Origin of the sequence: Brachybacterium sp. YJGR34 (assembly GCF_003347015.1) — a bacterium.
Lineage (GTDB): Bacteria > Actinomycetota > Actinomycetes > Actinomycetales > Dermabacteraceae > Brachybacterium.
In genome coordinates, this window is sequence record NZ_PNFB01000003.1 from 69623 (window position 1) to 87069 (window position 17447).

Sequence of the window (17447 nt, forward strand, 5' to 3'; positions counted from 1 at the left end):
TCCGAATGGTCCACCTGCTGCCAGGATCGTGCCATGCCCGCTCCGCTCGAGAACCTCTCCCTGCGCGACCAGCTGCGCGCCGACCGCCTCCCCCTGCGCCTGATCACCCTCGCCCTCGGACTGACCGGCTTCGGCGTCGGCATCGGGCTGATCCTCCGCGCCGCCCTGGGCGCCGCGCCCTGGGACGTGCTGAGCGTGGCGCTGTCGGACCGGACCGGGCTGAGCGTCGGCACGCTCACCGTCCTCACCTCCGTCGTGGTGCTCCTGGCCTGGATCCCGCTGCGCCAGCAGCCCGGCATCGGGACGATCGCCAACGCCCTGTGGGTGGGCGTCGCGCTGGACATCACCCTGTTCCTCGTCCCGCCGGCGGACAGCCTGCCCCTCGCGCTGGTTCTGCTGGTGGGCGGGCTGGCGCTGAACGCCGTCTCCGACGCGGTCTACCTCGGCGCCCAGCTGGGGCCCGGTCCCCGCGACGGCCTCATGACGGGCATCCATCACCGCTGGGGGCTGCGGATCGGGCCGGTCCGCGCCGTCATCGAGCTCGGGGTGCTCGGGATCGGCTGGCTGCTGGGAGGGCCGGTGGGTATCGGCACCGTCCTCTACGCCCTCGGGATCGGACCCATCGTCCATCTGGTCCTGCCCCACGTCACGATCCCGGTGCGGCGGCGCGGCGCGGGGCGGACCGTGACACGTCCGGGCCGTGCCGTGCACCAGGAACGGGTCGCGGAGCACTAGGCTCGTGCGGTGACTTCTCCACCCCCTGCGGATCAGCACGACGGACACCTCGCCCGGTCCCTCGGCCACGGCCAGATGGCGATGATCGCCATGGGATCGGCGCTGGGCACCGGTCTCTTCCTCGGCTCCGGCGAGGCGATCGGCATCGCCGGCCCGGCCGTCATCGTGTCCTTCGCGCTCGGTGCGATGATCGCCGCGACCATCGCCCTGGCGATGGGCGAGATGGCCTCCCGTCATCCTGTCCGCGGCGGCTTCGGCACCCTCGCCGCCCGCTACCTCTCCCCGTACTGGGGGTACCTCAGCCGCTGGCTGTACTGGATCGTCACCGTCTGCGTGACCGGTGCCGAGCTCGTGGCCTGCGCCGCCTATCTGGCCTACTGGTTCCCGGCGGTGCCCCTGTGGGCGGGCATCCTGCTGTTCGCCGTGGTCATCGCCGCGATCAACGTCACCAGCGTCCGGTCCTTCGGCGTGATCGAGTTCTTCCTGTCCTCGATCAAGGTCATCGCGGTGTTCGTGTTCATCCTGGTCGGTGCCCTGCTGGTGATCTTCGGGCTGCCCGGCCAGCCGGCGGCCGGCTTCGGGGAGATGGTGGCCGACGGCGGCTTCGCGCCGATGGGCTGGGCCGCCGTCTGGGTGGCGCTGTCGGTGGTGATGTTCTCCTTCGGCGGCATCGAGCTGCTCTCGATCACCGCGGCCGAGGCCAAGGATCCGGCTCGCTCGATCCGCACCGCCGCCCGGACCACCATCGTGCGTCTGTCCTTCTTCTACGTCCTGTCCATCGGCGTGGTGCTGTGCCTGGTCCCCTGGCGGGAGGCGGCGAGCACCGGCGAGGACGTGGCCACCTCCCCGTTCGTCATGGTCTTCGACCGGGTGGGCATCCCCGGCGCCGCCCACATCACCAATCTGCTGGTCCTCATCGCGGCGCTGTCGGCCGCGAACGCCAACCTCTACGCGGGCAGCCGCATCCTGCACTCCCTGGCCTCCGACGGTCTCGCCCCGCGCATCGCGGCCTACACCACCGCCCGCAAGGTGCCCGTGGCCGGCATCGCCCTGAGCTCGGTGGGTCTGCTGGGCGCCGCGATCCTCGCCTTCAGCGGCGTGGGCGGTGTGTTCGGCTACATGATGAGCCTGGTGGTGTTCTCCGTGATCCTGGTCTGGGTGCTGATCCTCGTCACCTATATCGCGTTCCGCCGCCGCGGCGACACCGGGGCGACCTTCCGCATGCCCGGCGGGTCGGTGACCGCGGGCGTGGGACTGATCGGCCTGCTCTCGGTCCTCGCCACCGTGACGGTGAGCTCGAGCATGCAGATCGCGGCGATGGTGGGCGTGCCCGCCGTGCTGCTGGCGACCCTGCTGTACGTCGTGGTGCTGCGCCACCGCATCGATCCCCGCCACATCGAGGAGGCCTTCGAGGAGGCCGAGGAGATGCGCTGAGCATCTCCGGACGTGGCGTTCGTTACTCCGGCGCGCCCCGACTTGGGGACGGGGTTCATCAGGGGTAACCTGGTGGAACCTTCGGCCTCGGCGCCTCGAGACCCGGTGCCGGAGATACGCGCAAGTGGCGGAATTGGTAGACGCGCACGGTTCAGGTCCGTGTGCCGGAAACGGCGTGGGGGTTCAAGTCCCCCCTTGCGCACCGCAGGTCAGGCCCCGGTTCACTCAGTGAGCCGGGGCCTCGTGCGTGCACGGGGTGCCCCAGCGGGCATGATGTCCCCATGAGCAACGATGCACAGGCCACGGACTTCACCCTCGACGGCCACGGCGGCACCCTGGTGGGCCGCGCCTGGTCGATCCCGGCACCGCGCTGGGTGGCGGTGATCGCGCACGGCTACGGCGAGCACGTCGACCGTTATGAGTGGGTCGCGAGCCGACTGAACGCCGGAGGCGCCGCGGTCTACGCCGCGGACCACCTCGGCCATGGCCGCAGCGACGGCCAGCGGGTGCTGATCAGCGACTTCGAACCCGTCGTGGATGACCTGCACCTCGTGGTGCAGCACGCCGCGGCGGGGCACCCCGGGCTTCCCGTGGTGCTCATCGGACACTCCATGGGCGGGATGATCGCCGCGCGCTACACCCAGCGGCACGCCGACGCCCTCGCCGCGACGGTGCTCTCGGGGCCCGTGCTGGGCTCCTGGGTCACCGTCGAGGAGCTGCTGGCGCTGGAGGAGATCCCGCCCACGCCGATCGACCCCGACACCCTCTCGCGCGACCCGGCCGTCGGCACCACCTATGCCGAGGATCCGCTGGTGTGGCACGGCGACTTCGCACGGCCCACGCTCGAGGGGCTGCAGCAGGCGATGCGCACGATCGAGGCCGGCGGCAGCGTGGGGGACCATCCCCTGCTCTACCTGCACGGCGAGGCCGACCAGCTGGTCCCGCTGCCGGCGAGCTGGGAGGGCCTGCAGACCTTGCGCGGGGCCGCGACCTCCACGAAGACCTATCCGGGAGCCCGGCACGAGATCTTCCACGAGATCAACCGCGAGGAGGTGCTGGAGGACGTCCTCACCTTCGTCGAGCGGGTGCTGGGCGACGGGATCAGATGAACTCGAGGGGGTCGAACTCGTCGATCTCGATGATGCGCACGCGGGGCAGACGGCTGGTGAACGCGGCGACGTCGTACTCGAGGTCGTGGAACTCGATGCCCGGGATGTCCTGCAGGTCCGTGGCCATGAACTCGCGGAAGCCCACCAGGCCGGTGCGCCGCTCCGGGGTCGAGGCCAGGGCCTCCATCTGCGGGGCGAAGTCCTTGTCGTGGCTGACCAGCAGGACGTCCGCCGGACGGCTCTGGAGCGCCTCGGCGGTGCGCTGGATCGCGATGTCCACGACCTTGCCCTCGCCGCGCAGCGGCACCACCTTGTACCCGATGGCGATGAGGGCCTGCACGAAGCCCGAGGGCAGGCTGTCCTCGACGGCGAGGAAGAACAGCCCCTTCACGGACTGCTGCCACGTCGCCTCGGCGTGATGGATGAGCTTGTTCCAGCGCGGGCGCTCCTCCGGCTGGGGGCGCCGGCCGAGCACCGAGACGCCGAGGGTGGCGTCGATGTTCTCGCCGTCCACCAGGAGGTACGTGGTGCGTTCGGTCATGGGTCGACCCTACGCGCTCCGGCCCGGGCGGGATACCACCGGCACCGCCCGCCCCGGGCACGCAGAGAGTGCGCACCCGGAACGGGCGGCGAGGGCGTCGGCCTCAGACCGGCTGGACCCTGCCGGTCACTCCGTGCGGATCGATGACGTACTTCGTCGCCACGCCGGAATCGAACTTCGCATAGCCGGCCGGGGCGTCGTCCAGCGAGATCGCCTTCGCATTCACGGCCTCGGCGATCTGCACCGTGTCGCTGAGGATCGCGTTCATCAGCTGGCGGTGGTACGTCATGACCGGGCACTGGCCCGTGGTGAAGGACAGCGCCTTCGCCCACCCCAGGCCGAGGCGCAGCGACAGCGACCCCTCCTGGGCGGCCTCGTCCACGCCGCCCGGATCGCCGGTCACGTACAGCCCGGGGATCCCGAGCGAGCCCCCGGCGCGGGTGACGTCCATGAGCGAGTTCAGCACCGTCGCCGGTGCCTCCTCCGCGTCCTTGCCGTGCCCGCGGGCCTCGAAGCCCACGGCGTCCACGCCGGCGTCGACCTCCTCGCGGCCCAGGATCCGGGCGATGCCCTCGCGCGGATCCTCCGCCGAGACGTCGATCGTCTCGCAGCCGAACGAGGCGGCGTTGGCGAGACGATCCGCGTTCATGTCCGCCATGATCACCACGGAGGCCCCGAGCAGCTGGGCGCCGACGGCCGCCGCCGTGCCCACCGGGCCCGCTCCCGCGATGTACACCGAGGAGCCGGGGCCCACGCCGGCGGAGACCGCGCCGTGGAAGCCGGTGGGGAAGATGTCCGAGAGCATGGTCAGGTCCAGGATCTTCTCCATGGCCTGGTCCTTGTCCGGGAACGTCAGGAGGTTCCAGTCCGCGTACGGCACCAGCACGTACTCGGCCTGGCCGCCCACCCAGCCGCCCATGTCGACATAGCCGTAGGCGCTGCCGGGGCGGTCGGGGTTCACGTTCAGACAGATCTCGGTGCGGCGGTTCTTGCACATCTCGCAGCGACCGCAGGAGATGTTGAAGGGCACCGAGACCAGATCACCCTTCTTGATGAACTCGACACCGGGCCCGGTCTCGACCACCTCGCCGGTGATCTCGTGCCCGAGCACCAGGTCCACCGGCGCCGTGGTGCGGCCGCGCACCATGTGCTGATCGGACCCGCAGATGTTCGTGGTCACGACCTTGAGGATCGCCGCATGCGGGAGCTGTCGGCCGACGTTCGCGGGGTTCACCCCGGGGCCGTCCTTGAGCTCGTAGGTGGGGTAGTCGATGTCGATGACCTCGACCTCTCCCGGACCCTTGTAGGCGATCGCGCGATTGCTGGACATCAATGAGCCTCCTCGAACGGGGGGCGGCCCCGGTGCTCCGTTGCACCCGTCGTCGAGCCGCACCAGCCCCAGCCTGAGTGGTCCAGCTCACAGAGTCAACGGTGGAAGAGGCCTGATCAGAGTCAGCTCGGTGCGACGACGGCCCCGGCACCCTCCTCCGCCGAGGATGCCGGGGCCGTCGTCGCGATCGCTCAGCCCAGGGCGACCTCCTGGCCGGTCGCGGCGGACTCGTAGATCGCCTCGAGGATGCGGACGATCTCCACGCCGTGCCAGGCCGGGGCGATGGACTCGGCCCGGCCCAGTCCGGCGTCGACGAAGTTCTGGATCTCGAGGCCGAAGCCCACGCCGAACTCGAAGGTCCGCGAGCCGATCTGCGGCTCGATGTTCACCACCGAGTCGTGCATCTCGGTCGCGATGTGCAGCGCCGGCTCGAGCTCCGCGCCGCCCTTCTCCCCGTACACCGACACGTCGATCGAGTCCTTGGTGGCGTGCAGCGAGTACGAGCAGTCCAGCAGCAGCGAGGCGCCGTTCTCGAAGCGGATCACGGCGTTGGCGAGGTCCTCGACGCTGTTCTTGTCCGGGTCGTAGTCGGCGACCTTGTAGCGCGGCATCGTCGTGACGTTGGCACGGTTGCCGAGCCGGTCGTAGGTGTTGCCGCTGACGGAGACCACCTTCGGGGATCCCATCAGGTACCAGCACAGGTCCAGCACGTGGATGCCGATGTCCAGGAGGGGGCCGCCGCCGGCGATCTCCTTGTCCGCGAACCAGCCGCCGGGGTTGCCCACGCGGCGCAGGCAGCTGGCCTTGGCGTAGTAGATCTCGCCCAGCTCGCCCGCGTCGATGAAGGACTTCAGGACCTGGCAGTTGGGGGAGTGGCGGCGCACGAAGCCGACCTGCACCACGCGGTCGTTGGCCTCGGCGATCCGCTGGATCTCGAGCGCCTCGGAGAGGGTGCGGGCGATGGGCTTCTCGACCAGCACGTGCTTGCCGGCCTCGATCGCGGCGATCGCCCAGGCGGCGTGGGAGTTGTTCCAGGTGCAGATCGAGACGCCGTCGATGTCCTCGGAGGCGAGCAGCTCGTGCGGATCCGCGTAGGCGCGCTCGGCGCCGTACTGCTCGGCGACGGACTGCGCGCGCTCGAGGTTCATGTCCGCCACCGCCACGAGCGTGACGTCCGGGTTCTCGGCGTAGGCGGTCAGGTGGGACTGGGCGATGCTTCCGGCGCCGATGACGCCGACTCGGAAAGTCGTCATGGAGAGGTCTTCCTTCGATGGGGTGGTGGTCAGGCGGTCTCGAGCAGGTGCTTGGCGTTGGCGAGGCCGCGCTCGCAGCCCAGCAGGCTGTCCTCCCAGCCCTCGAACTCGATCGCCGCGTAGCCGCGGAAGTCGGAGTCCTTCAGGGCGCGGGCCACGGAGCGCAGGTCGATGTCCCCGGTGCCGACGACGGCGCCGCGCAGGTGCTTCCCGCCGCGGCTGCGGAACCAGCCGGTGCCCGGCGAGGCATCGGCCGGTCGGATGTAGAAGTCCTTGAAGTGCACGACCATCGCGTAGGGGAGGTTCTGGGGGACGGACACCTCCGGCGCCTCGTCCACGCACACGAAGTTGCCGACGTCCAGCGTGGTGAGGAAGTTCGGCTCGTCCACGGCGTGGAGGATGCGCCGGATGCGATCGGCGGACTGCACGAAGAAGCCGTGGTTCTCGAGGCTGGTGGTGATGCCCTTGCCCGCGGCGTAGCGGGCGATCTCCCGGCAGGCCCGCACGATCCGCGGCAGCGCCGCCTCGAACAGCGGCGTGTCATCGCCCGAGTGGCCGGGATGGGCGGCGACGTCGTGCCGCATCCGGGTGATGCCGAGGCGCTCGGCGAGGTCCACGTACTGCCGCACGCGCGCGATCTGCTCCTCGAGCGCGGCCTCGTCGCCGGTGGTGAAATCGGCCCCGACGGCCAGATTGGTCAGCGGCACCCCGGCGGCCTCCGCGGCGGCCCGGACCTCCTCGACGTACTCGGCCGAGGAGTTGATGGTGGGGATCGGGGAGTCCGCGGCGTCGGAGAGGACCGCGAGCTCGAGGTGCTCCCCCTCGCTGCGCGCGACCCAGTCGATGACGTCGATCAGGGTCATCTCCCCGGTGGAGAGCTTGGGATGGAAGCTGTAGGAGCTGAAGCCGAAGCGGATGTCGGTGGTCATGGGATGTCCTTCGCGGGGTGGGGGTCGGCGGCGGTCAGGAGACGGGCCCAGGGGGCGGGGACGGAGGGCACGCCGAGGAGCTCCGCGGAGCCCTCGGAGCAGGCGAGCCCGAGGGCGCCGACGAGGGCGCCGTCGGTGGTCAGGCGCGCGCCGACGACCTCGGGTGAGTGCTCGGTCATCAGCAGCCGGTGCAGCGCCCGGCGCAGCGGGTCCAGCAGCGTGTCCCCGGCGCGGGAGAGGCCCCCGCCGACGACCACCAGCTCCGGGTCGAGGGTGAGCAGCACCGTGGCCAGGCGCGGGGCGATCTCGGCGCAGAACTCCTCGATCTCGCGCCGCGCGTCCGGGTCGCCGGCGGCCGCGCGCTCGAGCAGGGGCCGGGCGTCCTCGCCCGTGGACCAGGTCAGGCGGCCGCGCTCGGAGCTCGCCGTCCACCGCATGCCGCGCTGGCTGCCCAGCTCACCCGCGAGCCGGTGGGCGCCCTGCCAGATGGCACCCTCGACGATCACCGCGATCGAGACCCGCCGGCCCAGCTGGACGAGGACGATGCTGTCGGCCGTCGGGCCGAGGTGGTGCTCGGCCAGCGCCGCCAGCTTGATGTCGTTCTCGACGGCGACGGTGCAGCCCAGGCGCTCGCCGAGGCCGCCCACCAGGTCCAGACCCACGAGGGACGGGGCAGCGAGGCTCTGGGTGATGCGCCCGTCGGCCCCGAGGATGCCCGGGACGGCCACGCCCAGCGTCCGCGGGGCATGGCCGGTCTCACGCACGGCACGGGCGAGGTCCTCCCGCGGGTCCTCCGCCGCCAGCGCGACCGCGGAGCGCGCCAGCGGCGTGCCGGCCGCGTCGGTGACCAGGCAGCGCACCGAGCGGGCGCCGATGTCGAGCGCCGCGACGCTCCCGACGCCCGGCGCGAAGGCGAAGCGGCGCGCCGGGCGGCCGGCGCTGCCGGAGGTCGCGGCCGCGGCGGGGAGGACGGTGCCGGCCGCGAGGAGGTCCTGGAGGACGGCGTCGACGGTGGGGCGGGAGAGCCCGGTGTCGGCGGTGATCTCCCCGACGGTGAGGGCGTCCTCGGCCTCGCGCAGGGCCAGCACGCACTGGCGGGCGTTGGCCCGACGGATCGGCGACGACGTGATCATCGGTCTCCTCGTCATCGCGGGCACCGGTCCGGCATGATTTCGCAACCGGGTTTATGAATGGACGCGACCAGTCTTGCCGTCCCGGGCGGCGGCGTCAAGACCGGTAGCGTGGTCGAGGAGGGAGGTGAGGCCGATGAGCGGTCCCGCACTGCATCAGTCCTACGCCGAGGCCCTGCCCGACCTCTCGGTGCCCTGGCGGGCCGAGGCGCCCCCGGACCCGGCGGTGGCCTGGCTGAACGAGGATCTCGCCCGCGAGCTCGGTCACGACCCCGCGTGGCTGCGCGGCGCGGAGGGCATGGCGCTGCTGACCGGGCAGATCGAGGGGACCACCGCGCAGGCGTACGCCGGCCATCAGTTCGGCAGCGCGAACCCGCAGCTCGGCGACGGACGGGCCGTGCTGCTGGGCGACCTCGTGGACACCCGGGGGCGGCGCCGCGACCTGCACCTCAAGGGGGCCGGTCGCACCCCCTTCGCGCGCGGCGGCGACGGCAGGGCGCCCCTGGGGCCGATGCTGCGCGAGGCCGTGATCGGTGAATGGCTGCACGCCTGCGGCGTGCCGACCACCCGGGCGCTCGCGGTCCTGACCACCGGCGAGCCGATCGCACCGCGGCAGGGCACCGCCCCGGAGCCGGGCGCGCTGCTGGTGCGGGTCGCCGCCAGCCACCTGCGGGTGGGGACGGTCCAGTACGCGGCCTGGCACCTCGGGCCCGAGGTGACCGGTGAGCTCGTCGAGCACGCGATCACCCGGCATCACCCGTCGGCCGACGGACCCCTGGGGCTGCTCGAGGCCGTCGCCCGCTCCCAGGCCGAGCTCGTCGCGCAGTGGATGCTCCTCGGCTTCGTGCACGGGGTGATGAACACCGACAACATGGCGCTCAGCGGGGAGGGCATCGACTACGGACCCTGTGCCGTCCTCGACGAGCACCGCCGCGGTGCCGTCTTCAGCTCGATCGATCGCGGCGGGCGCTACGCCTACGGGAACCAGCCCGGCATCGCGCTGTGGAACCTCTCCCGCTTCGCCGAGGCCCTGCTGCCCGTGGTCGACGCGCGCACCCCGGACGATGCCGTCTCGCAGGCCACCGCCGTGCTCGAGGGGTACGAGGGCTGGTACCGCGACGCCTACGCCCTCCGCCTCGGGCGGGCACTGGGCGTCGACGCCGCGCCGGAGGAGGTGCTCGCGCTCGGCGAGGAGGTGTTCGCCCTGCTCGAGCGGCTGCGCAGGGACCACACGCGGTCGCTCCGGTCGCTCGGGGCGGGGGACGCCGCGGTGCTCGCCGAGGATCCCGCGCTCGCGGCGCGGTGGCGGGCCTCCGGCGGCGGCGCAGGGGGCCGCGAGATCGTCACCCCCGTGTACGTGCCGCGGAACATCGCGCTCGAGGAGTCGTTGCGGGCCGCGCACCGCGGAGATCTCGCGCCGGTGCACGAGATGCTGGACGCGGTCCGCTCCCCGTTCACGGTCCGCGAGGGCCTCGAGCACCTCGAGGGACCGGGCGAGGGCACTGAAGGTTTCACCACCTTCTGCGGGACCTGATCTCCCCCGAGACCATGCTCTGACCTGCACGCCTGGACGTGACGGAGATCATAGTGGATGCTCGGGCTCCACCCTGAGTGGGAACTGGACCCTGATCCCGATCACCGGAGGACGTCATGGACTTCCTGTCGAGCGTGAACTGGGCGGAGTTGGGACTGAAAGTCCTCGCCGCCATCGCCATCCTCGTGGTCACCGCCGTGGTGGCCGCCCTGGTCAAGAACGGCGTGGCCCGTCTGACCCGTAAGATCCCCGCCCTCCAGCGTCCCGGTGTGGACGGGACCGGCCTCGGCAACTCGATCGGGAGCATCGCCTCCATGATCGTGTGGCTGCTGGGGCTGATCATCGTGCTGGGCATCTTCCAGCTCTCCCAGGTGCTCTCGCCCGTCGTGGTGATGCTCGAGCGCGCCCTGAGCTATGTCCCGAACATCATCGGCGCCGTCTTCGTCTTCATCATCGGTCTGACGATCGCGAAGATCGTGAAGGCGCTGATCCAGACCGCGCTGAACGCGGTGGACTTCGGTGCGCTCCTGGGCACCGCCCAGACCCGCCTGAACAAGGTCACCGGCGGCGTCGCCGGATCGGCCGCCTCGCCGCAGCACGCGGGTCAGGCGCCGCAGGGTGCCCCGGGCTCCTCCTCGGCCGCTCCCGCGTCCTCGCCCACGGCCGCCTCGAAGGTGCCCGAGATCATCGCGCAGGTCGCCTTCGCGCTGATCATGATCGTGGTGTCGATCGCGGCGCTGCAGATCCTCGGCATCGCCTCCATCTCCGAGCCGGCCTCGGCGATGCTGGCCGCGGTGTTCCTCGCGATCCCGAACATCATCGCCGCCGTGGTGCTGGTGGGGATCGGCGTGCTCATCGCCCGCTTCGTCTCCGGCCTCCTCCGCCCGATCCTCGAGGGCGCGGAGGTCGATGCGTGGCTGACCCGGCAGGAGATCCTCCCGCAGGGCTCCACCATCACGCCGACCGTGCTGCGCGTGGTCGAGATCGCCGTGGTGCTGTTCTTCGCCGTGATGGGTGCTCAGGTACTCGGGTTCTCCCAGATCACCGCGCTCCTCAGCGAGATCCTCGAGCTCGGCGGCAGCGTGCTGTTCGGCGGTGCGATCATCGCCGCCGGCTTCTTCATCGCGATGATCGTCGGCAAGCTGCTCTCCGGCACCGCCGCGACCATCGTGCGCTGGTCGATCATCGTCCTGTTCACCGCCATGGGCCTGCAGTCCATGGGCGTGGCCGACTCGATCATCGAGATGGCCTTCGGCGCCCTCGTGATCGGCGGCGCCGCCGCGGCGGTGCTGGCCTTCGGGCTCGGCGGCCGGGAAGCGGCCGCCCGTCAGCTCGCCAAGCTCGAGCAGAAGCAGGAGCAGGCCCCTGCTCCGGCGCCGTCGGCCGACGGCGGATCCGTGGTGCCCCCGCGTCCGGACACGCTGGGCTGAGCATCACGCACTGCGAGGCCGCCGGGGATCCGTCCCCGGCGGTCTCGTCCGTGCTCAGCCCAGCGCCGCGAGGATCCGCTCGTCGACCGCACGGCGGGCGCGCAGATGCTCGCCGACGTCGTAGGAGAAGGACGAGTACGTCAGCGTCCCGCCCTCGTCCACGAGCGCCTTCGCGCTCGGCACGTCCGTGAGCTCCCCCAGCCAGGTCAGCGCCCGATGGTCGGCCATGGCCTGCGCGAACACGCGGTGGCGGATCGAGGGCCAGGGGGTGCCGTCGGGCCCCGGGTAGACGGCGAAGGCGTCACCGCCGTAGAAGGCGCCGCCGGCGCAGGTGTCCTCGAAGGGGTCCAGCGGCGCCAGGGAGAACTGCGTCCACCAGAAGTTGTAGCCCCAGTGCAGGAAGCCGGGGGCGTCGAAGGCGAACAGCTGCCGGCCCAGCACCCGGTTCCGCACCGAGGGCAGGGCGATGTAGCGGTTGGCGACCTCCCGGTTCTGGGAGACGCAGTAGTACACCCAGGGCCTCCTCCCGGCATCCAGGAAGGGGCCAACGTGGTCGCTGGCGACGATCGGGGTGGGCACCAGCCCCTGCTCGGCGAACTCCAGCGAGCTGAGCGCATCGACGATCTGCGCTCCCTCGAGCAGGTCCGCGACCTGCTCGCGCGCCGCCTGGTAGTCCTCGATGTGGTCCTCCCCCGGCTCGTCGCTGAGGTGCCACAGCACCTGGCCGTCCCAGTGCGCGTCCAGGTGCGCCCGCAGCGCAGGGATCAGTGCCTCCAGCAGACGGCGATAGGTGGGGGAGGTCGCGGGGACGTGCCATCCGAAGCGGTCCTCGGGGCCGTCCGGGGTGTCGACGCGGATCGCCGGCGTCGCACGGGCGCCCCACTGGGTGAACAGGTGGGCGATCTCGAGGGAGACGATCCCCAGCTCGCGGCACATCCGCAGCCAGCGGTCCAGGCGCGTGAAGTCGAAGGAGTACGCGCCGTCGACCTCGCGGATCCCCACCAGCTGGACCGTGGGCCGGCGGTGGTCCACCGCGGTGTCCAGCGGGGGCGTCCAGGTGGGGGTGAGCACCGAGTTCACGTCCATCTCGCGGGCGGAGGCGAGGCAGGCCCGGATCAGCTCCCAGTGCCGTTCGGAGAACACCTCGACGTCGTAGTACGTGGAGAGGCTTTCCGCGTGGAGCCAGTGGGTGTTGGTGATCTCCAGCGGCGGCAGGCGGTGGGGATGGACCTGCAGGCGGACCGTGTGCTCGGCCAGCGGCCGGTCGTCCTCGCCCACGAGGGCGAGCGTCAGCGCGTGGTCGCCGGCGTCTGCCTCGTCCATGGGGAGCACGTCGACCCACAGCGCCTCCCAGCGGCCGGGGGAGACGGTCGTCGAGTCCCCGGCGAGCGGCTCGAGAAGGTCCGGGTACGCGCCGGGAGCGGTGACCAGGTAGTGCGCGTCCGGGTCCGGGGGAGCCGGGGTGGAGACCGGCACCCGGCGCACCGCATGGACGCGGGCGCGGGCGGCGAGGGCGCCGCGCAGCTGCACGCGCAGCGGGACGGGGGCGGAGGCGTCGTCGATCCTCACCGCGAGCTGCACGGAGAGCCTCTCGCCGAGGAATCCGGAGGCGTGGGCGCCCCCGATGAGCTCGGCCGGGCGCGGGGGACGGTCGCCGAGCACCTTCTCCAGGGAATCGGTCAGGACGGACTGCACGGGGATCTCCTCGCGGGCGACGACGGTGTCGGGCGGTGGGCCCGGTCCATCCTGGCACGTCGGCGCCGCGATGAGCCCGCGCCGAAAAAGCGTTGCCCCGCGGGGCGGGGGGGTCTACGGTGGTCGGACACTGGAAAGGAGGTGATCCGAGAAGTGATTTCTTATCGGACATGTGAGGTGGCTCGCCGCTGAGGCGACCATCGACCTGACCCGCTCCGGCGGGCCTTCAGATCGACGGACGCGCAGCGAATACCACCGAGCTGCCGGGACCCCCAGGGGTCGGATCTCGTCCCTCCGACCAGCGCCTCGTGCGCGACCTGGGGGTCTTCCCCTGCCCGGATACCCTGCGGGCATGACGCAGAGCCCCCTGACCCTGATCTCCCCGGACCTCGATCCCGGCGCCGTGGTGCGCGAGGAGGCGGAGCCCGGCGCGGGGATCGTCCTGCTCCTGCACGGCCTGGGCAGCCATGAGGGTGACCTCGCGGGTCTGATCCCGCTGCTGCCGGCCCGTTTCACCTATGTCTCCGTGCGGGGCATCCACCGGTACGGGGCGGGTTTCGCCTGGCTCGAGCATCCGCTCGATCCCGAGCGCCCCGCGGCGCTGGAGGCCTCGGCCCAGGCGGTCGAGCGCTGGATCGCCGCGCAGGAGGCCCCGGTCGTGGGCGCCATCGGCTTCTCCCAGGGCGGGATGCTCGCCCTGCAGCTGCTGCGTCGCAGCCCTCGCGCGCTGGACTTCGTCGTGAACCTCTCCGGTGCGCCCTTCCCGGCGCCGATGCCCGGCGATGCCGCGCTCGCCGAGGCCTCCCCGCCGGTGCTGTGGGGCCACGGCGGCCTGGATCCTCTGTTCGACGAGGACCGCGAGGAGCAGGTGCGCCGCTACCTGCGCGAGCACACGCAGCTGAGCGAGGTGCTCCGCCCCGCCCTGGGTCATGCGGTGGACGAGGTCGAGGTGGAGGCGATCGTGCGGTTCCTCGCGGAGCTGCCGGGCACGGATGCTCCCGCCGGCGGCGCACCGGCCTGAACTCCGGCGCGGGAGCGCGCGTGACATGCCGTCCACAGCTCTCCCGCCCTCGGGGGTCTGGTTGTAGCATTCCCTCATTCCCCGGCCGACGGTCGGCCGGGCGATGAGGAGCACCAGGAGACCATGAGCGCCGCCAGCGACGCCCCCAGTGACAGTCGAAGGCCTTCGGGCCTGAGCAGACGCACGTCCCACGGGGGGATCCGTCCATGGACCTGATCGGTCCCCTCATATCCCTGGCGGTCGGCCTGGTGCTGATCGCCGCCTGCGGTGGCTTCGTGGCCGCCGAGTTCTCCCTGATCACCGCCAACCGCAACGACGTCGAAGCCGCCGTCGAGGCCGGCGACAAGCGCGCCGTGGGCGTGCTGCGGGGCATGAAGACCCTCTCCACGCAGCTCTCCGGCGCCCAGCTGGGCATCACCGTCACCAACCTGGGCATCGGCTTCCTCGCCGAGCCCGCGATCGCCGCGCTGGTGAGCCCCCCGCTGGTCGACCTCGGACTGACCGCCGTCGCCGCCCGCTCGGTCTCCGTGATCATCGCCCTCGTGCTCGCCACGGGGATGACCATGATCTTCGGCGAGCTGGTCCCCAAGAACCTCGCGATCGCCGAGCCGCTGAAGACCGCGAAGTTCGTCGTCGGCTTCCAACGGGCCTTCACCACCGTCTTCAAGCTGCCGATCCGCCTGTTCAACGGCAATGCGAACGCCGTGGTGCGGATGCTCGGGGTCGAGCCGCAGGAGGAGCTGAGCTCCGCCCGCAGCGCGGAGGAGCTCTCCGTCCTGGTCAAGCACTCCGCGGAGGAGGGTGCACTGGCGGAGGAGACCGCCTCGCTGGTCCAGCGCACCCTCGCCTTCGGCGACCGTCGCGCGCACGACGCGATGGTGCCCCGCGGGCGGATGGACTCCCTCGAGGTCGACCAGTCCGTCGCCGAGCTGCTGGAGCTGGCCCGCACCACCGGCCACTCCCGCTTCCCCGTGCTGGACGACGAGAACGAGATCGCGGGCGTCGCGCACATCCGCCACGGCCTCGCGATCCCCTTCGCACAGCGCGCGCGCACCCGGGTCGACGCCGTGATGGGGCCGGCCACCTTCGTGCCGGACACCGTCCCGCTGGACGACCTCATGGACACCCTCCGCGCCGGCGGCCTGCAGATGGCCGTGGTGGTCGACGAGTTCGGCGACCACGCCGGGCTGATCACCCTCGAGGACCTGGTCGAGGAGATCGTCGGCGAGGTCCGCGACGAGCACGACGAGGAGATGGACGACACCCCCGAGCCCGACGGCTCCTGGGACCTCGACGCCCGGATGCGGCCCGACGAGGCCGCCGAGCGGCTCGGCGTCAGCGTGCCCGAGCACGAGGACTACGACACCCTGGGCGGCTTGGTCACCCTCGAGCTGGGACGCCTGGCCGAGGTCGGCGACGAGGTGGTGGTCGACACCGACCCCGCCCCCGGGGAGGAGCCCGCGCGACTGCGGATCCGCGTCACCGAGGTCGACGGCCTGCGCATCGAGACGGTGCACGCGAACGTCGAGCAGGTCGACCCGGACCATGAGGACGACGAGCCGAGCGACGCGCTCCGGCGCGAGGAGAGCGGGGTGCGGCGATGAGCACCGGCCTCGGACTGACCCTCACCCTCGTGCTGCTGGCGCTGAACGCCTTCTTCGTCGGCTCCGAGTTCGCGCTGATCTCCGCGCGCCGCTCGGTGATCGAGCCCAAGGCCCTCGAGGGCCACTGGGCCGCGAAGGTCACCATCGGCGCGATGGAGCAGATCTCCCTCATGATGGCCGGTGCCCAGATGGGCATCACCGTCGCCTCCCTCGCCCTCGGCGCGATCAGCGAGCCGGCGATCGCCCACCTCATCGAAGGGCCGCTGGAGATGCTCGGAGTGCCGGGCGCCTTCACCCATCCGATCGCCTTCGTCATCGCGCTGGCGCTGGTCACCTACCTGCACGTGGTCTTCGGCGAGATGGTGCCCAAGAACATCGCACTGGCCGGACCGGAGCGGATGGCGCTCATCCTCGCCCCGCCGATGGTCGCCGTGGTCACCGTGCTGCGTCCCCTGCTGTGGGTGCTCAACGGCTGCGGCAACCAGGTGCTGCGCATCCTCGGGGTCACCCCGAAGGACGAGGTCACCAGCGCCTTCAGCCGTAATGAGGTGGCGGCCATGGTCAGCGAGTCCCGTCAGGGCGGTCTGCTCGAGGACAACGACGAGGCGCTGCTGCTGGGCGCGCTGCGCTTCGATGCGCGCAGCGTCGCGAACCTCGTGATCCCGCTGGATCAGGTCTCGACCCTCGCCGAGGGGGCCACCGCCGCCCAGGCGGAGGCAGCCGCCGTCGAGGGCTACTCCCGCTTCCCCGTGCAGGCGGCGGACGGGACGCTGACCGGCTACGTCCACATCAAGGACCTGCTGGACGCCGTCCAGGAGCGCCGCGACGCCCCGATCCCCGCCGCCCGGGTCCGGACCCTGCCCGCGATCGGCGCCGAGGAGCCGTTGCGCCAGGCGCTCGCTTCGATGCAGGACTCCGGCGCCCACCTGGGCGCGGCCACCGATGCGGACGGCCGCGTGATCGGCATCGTGACCCTCGAGGACATGCTGGAGGAGCTCGTGGGACAGATCCGCGACGACTCGAGGATCGCCGCATGAGCGCGGGATCCGGGACCGGCGGGCCCGGGGAGAACCTCTGGCTGTCGGCCGTCCGGGAGAACCCCGAGCACGCCCGCGGGTACGCCGAGCGCTGGCGACGGCTCGAGGCCTCCGGTCAGGACCTCCACGGCGAGGCGCGGCTGATCGACGCGATGGCCGCCCGCGGGTCCCGGATCCTCGACGCCGGCTGCGGCACCGGACGCGTGGGCGGCTATCTGGCCCGTGCCGGGCACCAGGTGGTGGGCGTGGACCTCGACGAGCATCTGATCGAGGTGGCGCGCGAGGACCATCCCGCGGTGCGCTGGGAGACGGTGAACCTCACCGCCCTGGACCTGCGGGAGGAGGACGGTGCCCAGATGCTGTTCGACCTGCAGGTCAGCGCCGGCAACGTGCTCGCCTTCCTCGCGACCGACGAGCGCCGGCCCGCGCTCGCACGCCTCGCGGAGCACCTCGCGCCCGAGGGCCGGCTGGTGGTGGGCTTCGGACTGGATCGCGGCTATGCCGCCGAGGACTTCGGGGCCGACGCCGCCGCGGCGGGACTGCATCTCGAGCAGCGCTTCAGCAGCTGGGACCTGCGCCCCGCCGCCGACGACTTCCTGGTGGGAGTGCTGGGGCGGGCATCTCGTCACAGCTCGCGGGCATAGGGTCGCGGCGCCGCGGAAGCA

Annotated in this window: 15 protein-coding genes and 1 tRNA gene; 10 read left to right on the forward strand and 6 right to left on the reverse strand. The window is 71.8% G+C overall.

Translation table 11 applies throughout. The annotated features are described in order from the left end of the window. The first annotated feature begins 33 nt into the window (after positions 1–33). The 4 genes from CXH06_RS04170 (at position 34) to CXH06_RS04185 (ending at position 3278) form a co-directional block, all read left to right on the forward strand. Positions 34–735, forward strand: coding sequence for a YitT family protein (locus tag CXH06_RS04170; RefSeq protein WP_114853898.1), 702 nt, complete (start codon positions 34–36; stop codon positions 733–735). A gap of 75 nt (positions 736–810) precedes the next feature. Beyond that, a complete protein-coding gene (locus tag CXH06_RS04175; protein ID WP_114853899.1) occupies positions 811–2169 on the forward strand; it encodes an amino acid permease in 1359 nt (452 codons plus the stop codon). A gap of 118 nt (positions 2170–2287) precedes the next feature. After that, positions 2288–2371: transfer RNA gene (locus CXH06_RS04180), tRNA-Leu, on the forward strand. 79 nt (positions 2372–2450) lie between these two features. Continuing rightward, positions 2451–3278, forward strand: a complete 828-nt coding sequence (locus CXH06_RS04185; protein ID WP_114853900.1) for an alpha/beta hydrolase — start codon at positions 2451–2453, stop codon at positions 3276–3278. Here CXH06_RS04185 and CXH06_RS04190 read toward each other — a convergent pair. The 5 genes from CXH06_RS04190 to CXH06_RS04210 form a co-directional block, all read right to left on the reverse strand. Then, entirely contained in the window at positions 3271–3819 is a 549-nt protein-coding gene (locus CXH06_RS04190) for an NYN domain-containing protein (protein ID WP_114853901.1), read from the reverse strand. The genes CXH06_RS04185 and CXH06_RS04190 overlap by 8 nt on opposite strands. 103 nt (positions 3820–3922) lie before the next feature. Next, positions 3923–5149 carry a formaldehyde dehydrogenase, glutathione-independent gene (gene fdhA / locus CXH06_RS04195; protein WP_114853902.1) on the reverse strand — a complete coding sequence of 409 codons (1227 nt, stop codon included), beginning with the start codon at positions 5147–5149 and terminating at the stop codon, positions 3923–3925. A gap of 191 nt (positions 5150–5340) precedes the next feature. Beyond that, complete coding sequence (locus CXH06_RS04200; protein ID WP_114853903.1) at positions 5341–6402, reverse strand: Gfo/Idh/MocA family protein; 1062 nt, start codon at positions 6400–6402, stop codon at positions 5341–5343. A 29-nt stretch (positions 6403–6431) separates the two neighbouring features. Beyond that, the gene (locus CXH06_RS04205; RefSeq protein ID WP_114853904.1) at positions 6432–7331 is read right to left on the reverse strand and encodes a sugar phosphate isomerase/epimerase; all 900 of its coding nucleotides are present in this window, start codon (positions 7329–7331) and stop codon (positions 6432–6434) included. Beyond that, the gene (locus tag CXH06_RS04210) at positions 7328–8464 is read right to left on the reverse strand and encodes an ROK family protein (RefSeq protein ID WP_114853905.1); all 1137 of its coding nucleotides are present in this window, start codon (positions 8462–8464) and stop codon (positions 7328–7330) included. Before CXH06_RS04210 ends, CXH06_RS04205 begins: the two co-directional genes overlap by 4 nt. Positions 8465–8597: 133 nt before the next feature. Here CXH06_RS04210 and CXH06_RS04215 point away from each other — a divergent pair, with 133 nt between their 5' ends. Both CXH06_RS04215 and CXH06_RS04220 read left to right on the forward strand, forming a co-directional pair. Then, entirely contained in the window at positions 8598–9995 is a 1398-nt protein-coding gene (locus tag CXH06_RS04215; protein WP_114853906.1) for a YdiU family protein, read from the forward strand. 116 nt (positions 9996–10111) lie between these two features. After that, positions 10112–11425, forward strand: a complete 1314-nt coding sequence (locus CXH06_RS04220) for a mechanosensitive ion channel (protein WP_114853907.1) — start codon at positions 10112–10114, stop codon at positions 11423–11425. Positions 11426–11479: 54 nt separating this feature from the next. Here the strand turns inward: CXH06_RS04220 and CXH06_RS04225 are convergent, their stop codons facing one another. Further along, positions 11480–13120, reverse strand: a complete 1641-nt coding sequence (locus tag CXH06_RS04225; RefSeq protein ID WP_114853908.1) for a DUF4091 domain-containing protein — start codon at positions 13118–13120, stop codon at positions 11480–11482. A 352-nt stretch (positions 13121–13472) separates the two neighbouring features. Here CXH06_RS04225 and CXH06_RS04230 point away from each other — a divergent pair, with 352 nt between their 5' ends. From CXH06_RS04230 to CXH06_RS04245, 4 genes are all read left to right on the forward strand, one after another. Beyond that, on the forward strand, positions 13473–14141 hold the full coding sequence (locus CXH06_RS04230) for an alpha/beta hydrolase (RefSeq protein ID WP_114853909.1): 669 nt from the start codon (positions 13473–13475) through the stop codon (positions 14139–14141). Between the two features lie 206 nt (positions 14142–14347). After that, the gene (locus CXH06_RS04235) at positions 14348–15745 is read left to right on the forward strand and encodes a hemolysin family protein (protein WP_114853910.1); all 1398 of its coding nucleotides are present in this window, start codon (positions 14348–14350) and stop codon (positions 15743–15745) included. Further along, the gene (locus CXH06_RS04240) at positions 15742–16782 is read left to right on the forward strand and encodes a hemolysin family protein (RefSeq protein ID WP_114853911.1); all 1041 of its coding nucleotides are present in this window, start codon (positions 15742–15744) and stop codon (positions 16780–16782) included. Before CXH06_RS04235 ends, CXH06_RS04240 begins: the two co-directional genes overlap by 4 nt. Then, positions 16779–17426, forward strand: a complete 648-nt coding sequence (locus tag CXH06_RS04245; protein ID WP_114853912.1) for a bifunctional 2-polyprenyl-6-hydroxyphenol methylase/3-demethylubiquinol 3-O-methyltransferase UbiG — start codon at positions 16779–16781, stop codon at positions 17424–17426. The genes CXH06_RS04240 and CXH06_RS04245 overlap by 4 nt, the downstream gene beginning before the upstream one ends. Positions 17427–17447: the final 21 nt, after the last annotated feature.

Bases quoted from the DNA above. Each gene is read 5' to 3' on its own strand.
- CXH06_RS04170 (WP_114853898.1), top strand. From the start codon at position 34: ATGCCCGCTCCGCTCGAGAACCTCTCCCTGCGCGACCAGCTGCGCGCC.
- CXH06_RS04175 (WP_114853899.1), top strand. From the start codon at position 811: ATGGCGATGATCGCCATGGGATCGGCGCTGGGCACCGGTCTCTTCCTC.
- CXH06_RS04185 (WP_114853900.1), top strand. From the start codon at position 2,451: ATGAGCAACGATGCACAGGCCACGGACTTCACCCTCGACGGCCACGGC.
- CXH06_RS04190 (WP_114853901.1), bottom strand. From the start codon at position 3,819: ATGACCGAACGCACCACGTACCTCCTGGTGGACGGCGAGAACATCGAC.
- fdhA (WP_114853902.1), bottom strand. From the start codon at position 5,149: ATGTCCAGCAATCGCGCGATCGCCTACAAGGGTCCGGGAGAGGTCGAG.
- CXH06_RS04200 (WP_114853903.1), bottom strand. From the start codon at position 6,402: ATGACGACTTTCCGAGTCGGCGTCATCGGCGCCGGAAGCATCGCCCAG.
- CXH06_RS04205 (WP_114853904.1), bottom strand. From the start codon at position 7,331: ATGACCACCGACATCCGCTTCGGCTTCAGCTCCTACAGCTTCCATCCC.
- CXH06_RS04210 (WP_114853905.1), bottom strand. From the start codon at position 8,464: ATGATCACGTCGTCGCCGATCCGTCGGGCCAACGCCCGCCAGTGCGTG.
- CXH06_RS04215 (WP_114853906.1), top strand. From the start codon at position 8,598: ATGAGCGGTCCCGCACTGCATCAGTCCTACGCCGAGGCCCTGCCCGAC.
- CXH06_RS04220 (WP_114853907.1), top strand. From the start codon at position 10,112: ATGGACTTCCTGTCGAGCGTGAACTGGGCGGAGTTGGGACTGAAAGTC.
- CXH06_RS04230 (WP_114853909.1), top strand. From the start codon at position 13,473: ATGACGCAGAGCCCCCTGACCCTGATCTCCCCGGACCTCGATCCCGGC.
- CXH06_RS04235 (WP_114853910.1), top strand. From the start codon at position 14,348: ATGGACCTGATCGGTCCCCTCATATCCCTGGCGGTCGGCCTGGTGCTG.
- CXH06_RS04240 (WP_114853911.1), top strand. From the start codon at position 15,742: ATGAGCACCGGCCTCGGACTGACCCTCACCCTCGTGCTGCTGGCGCTG.
- CXH06_RS04245 (WP_114853912.1), top strand. From the start codon at position 16,779: ATGAGCGCGGGATCCGGGACCGGCGGGCCCGGGGAGAACCTCTGGCTG.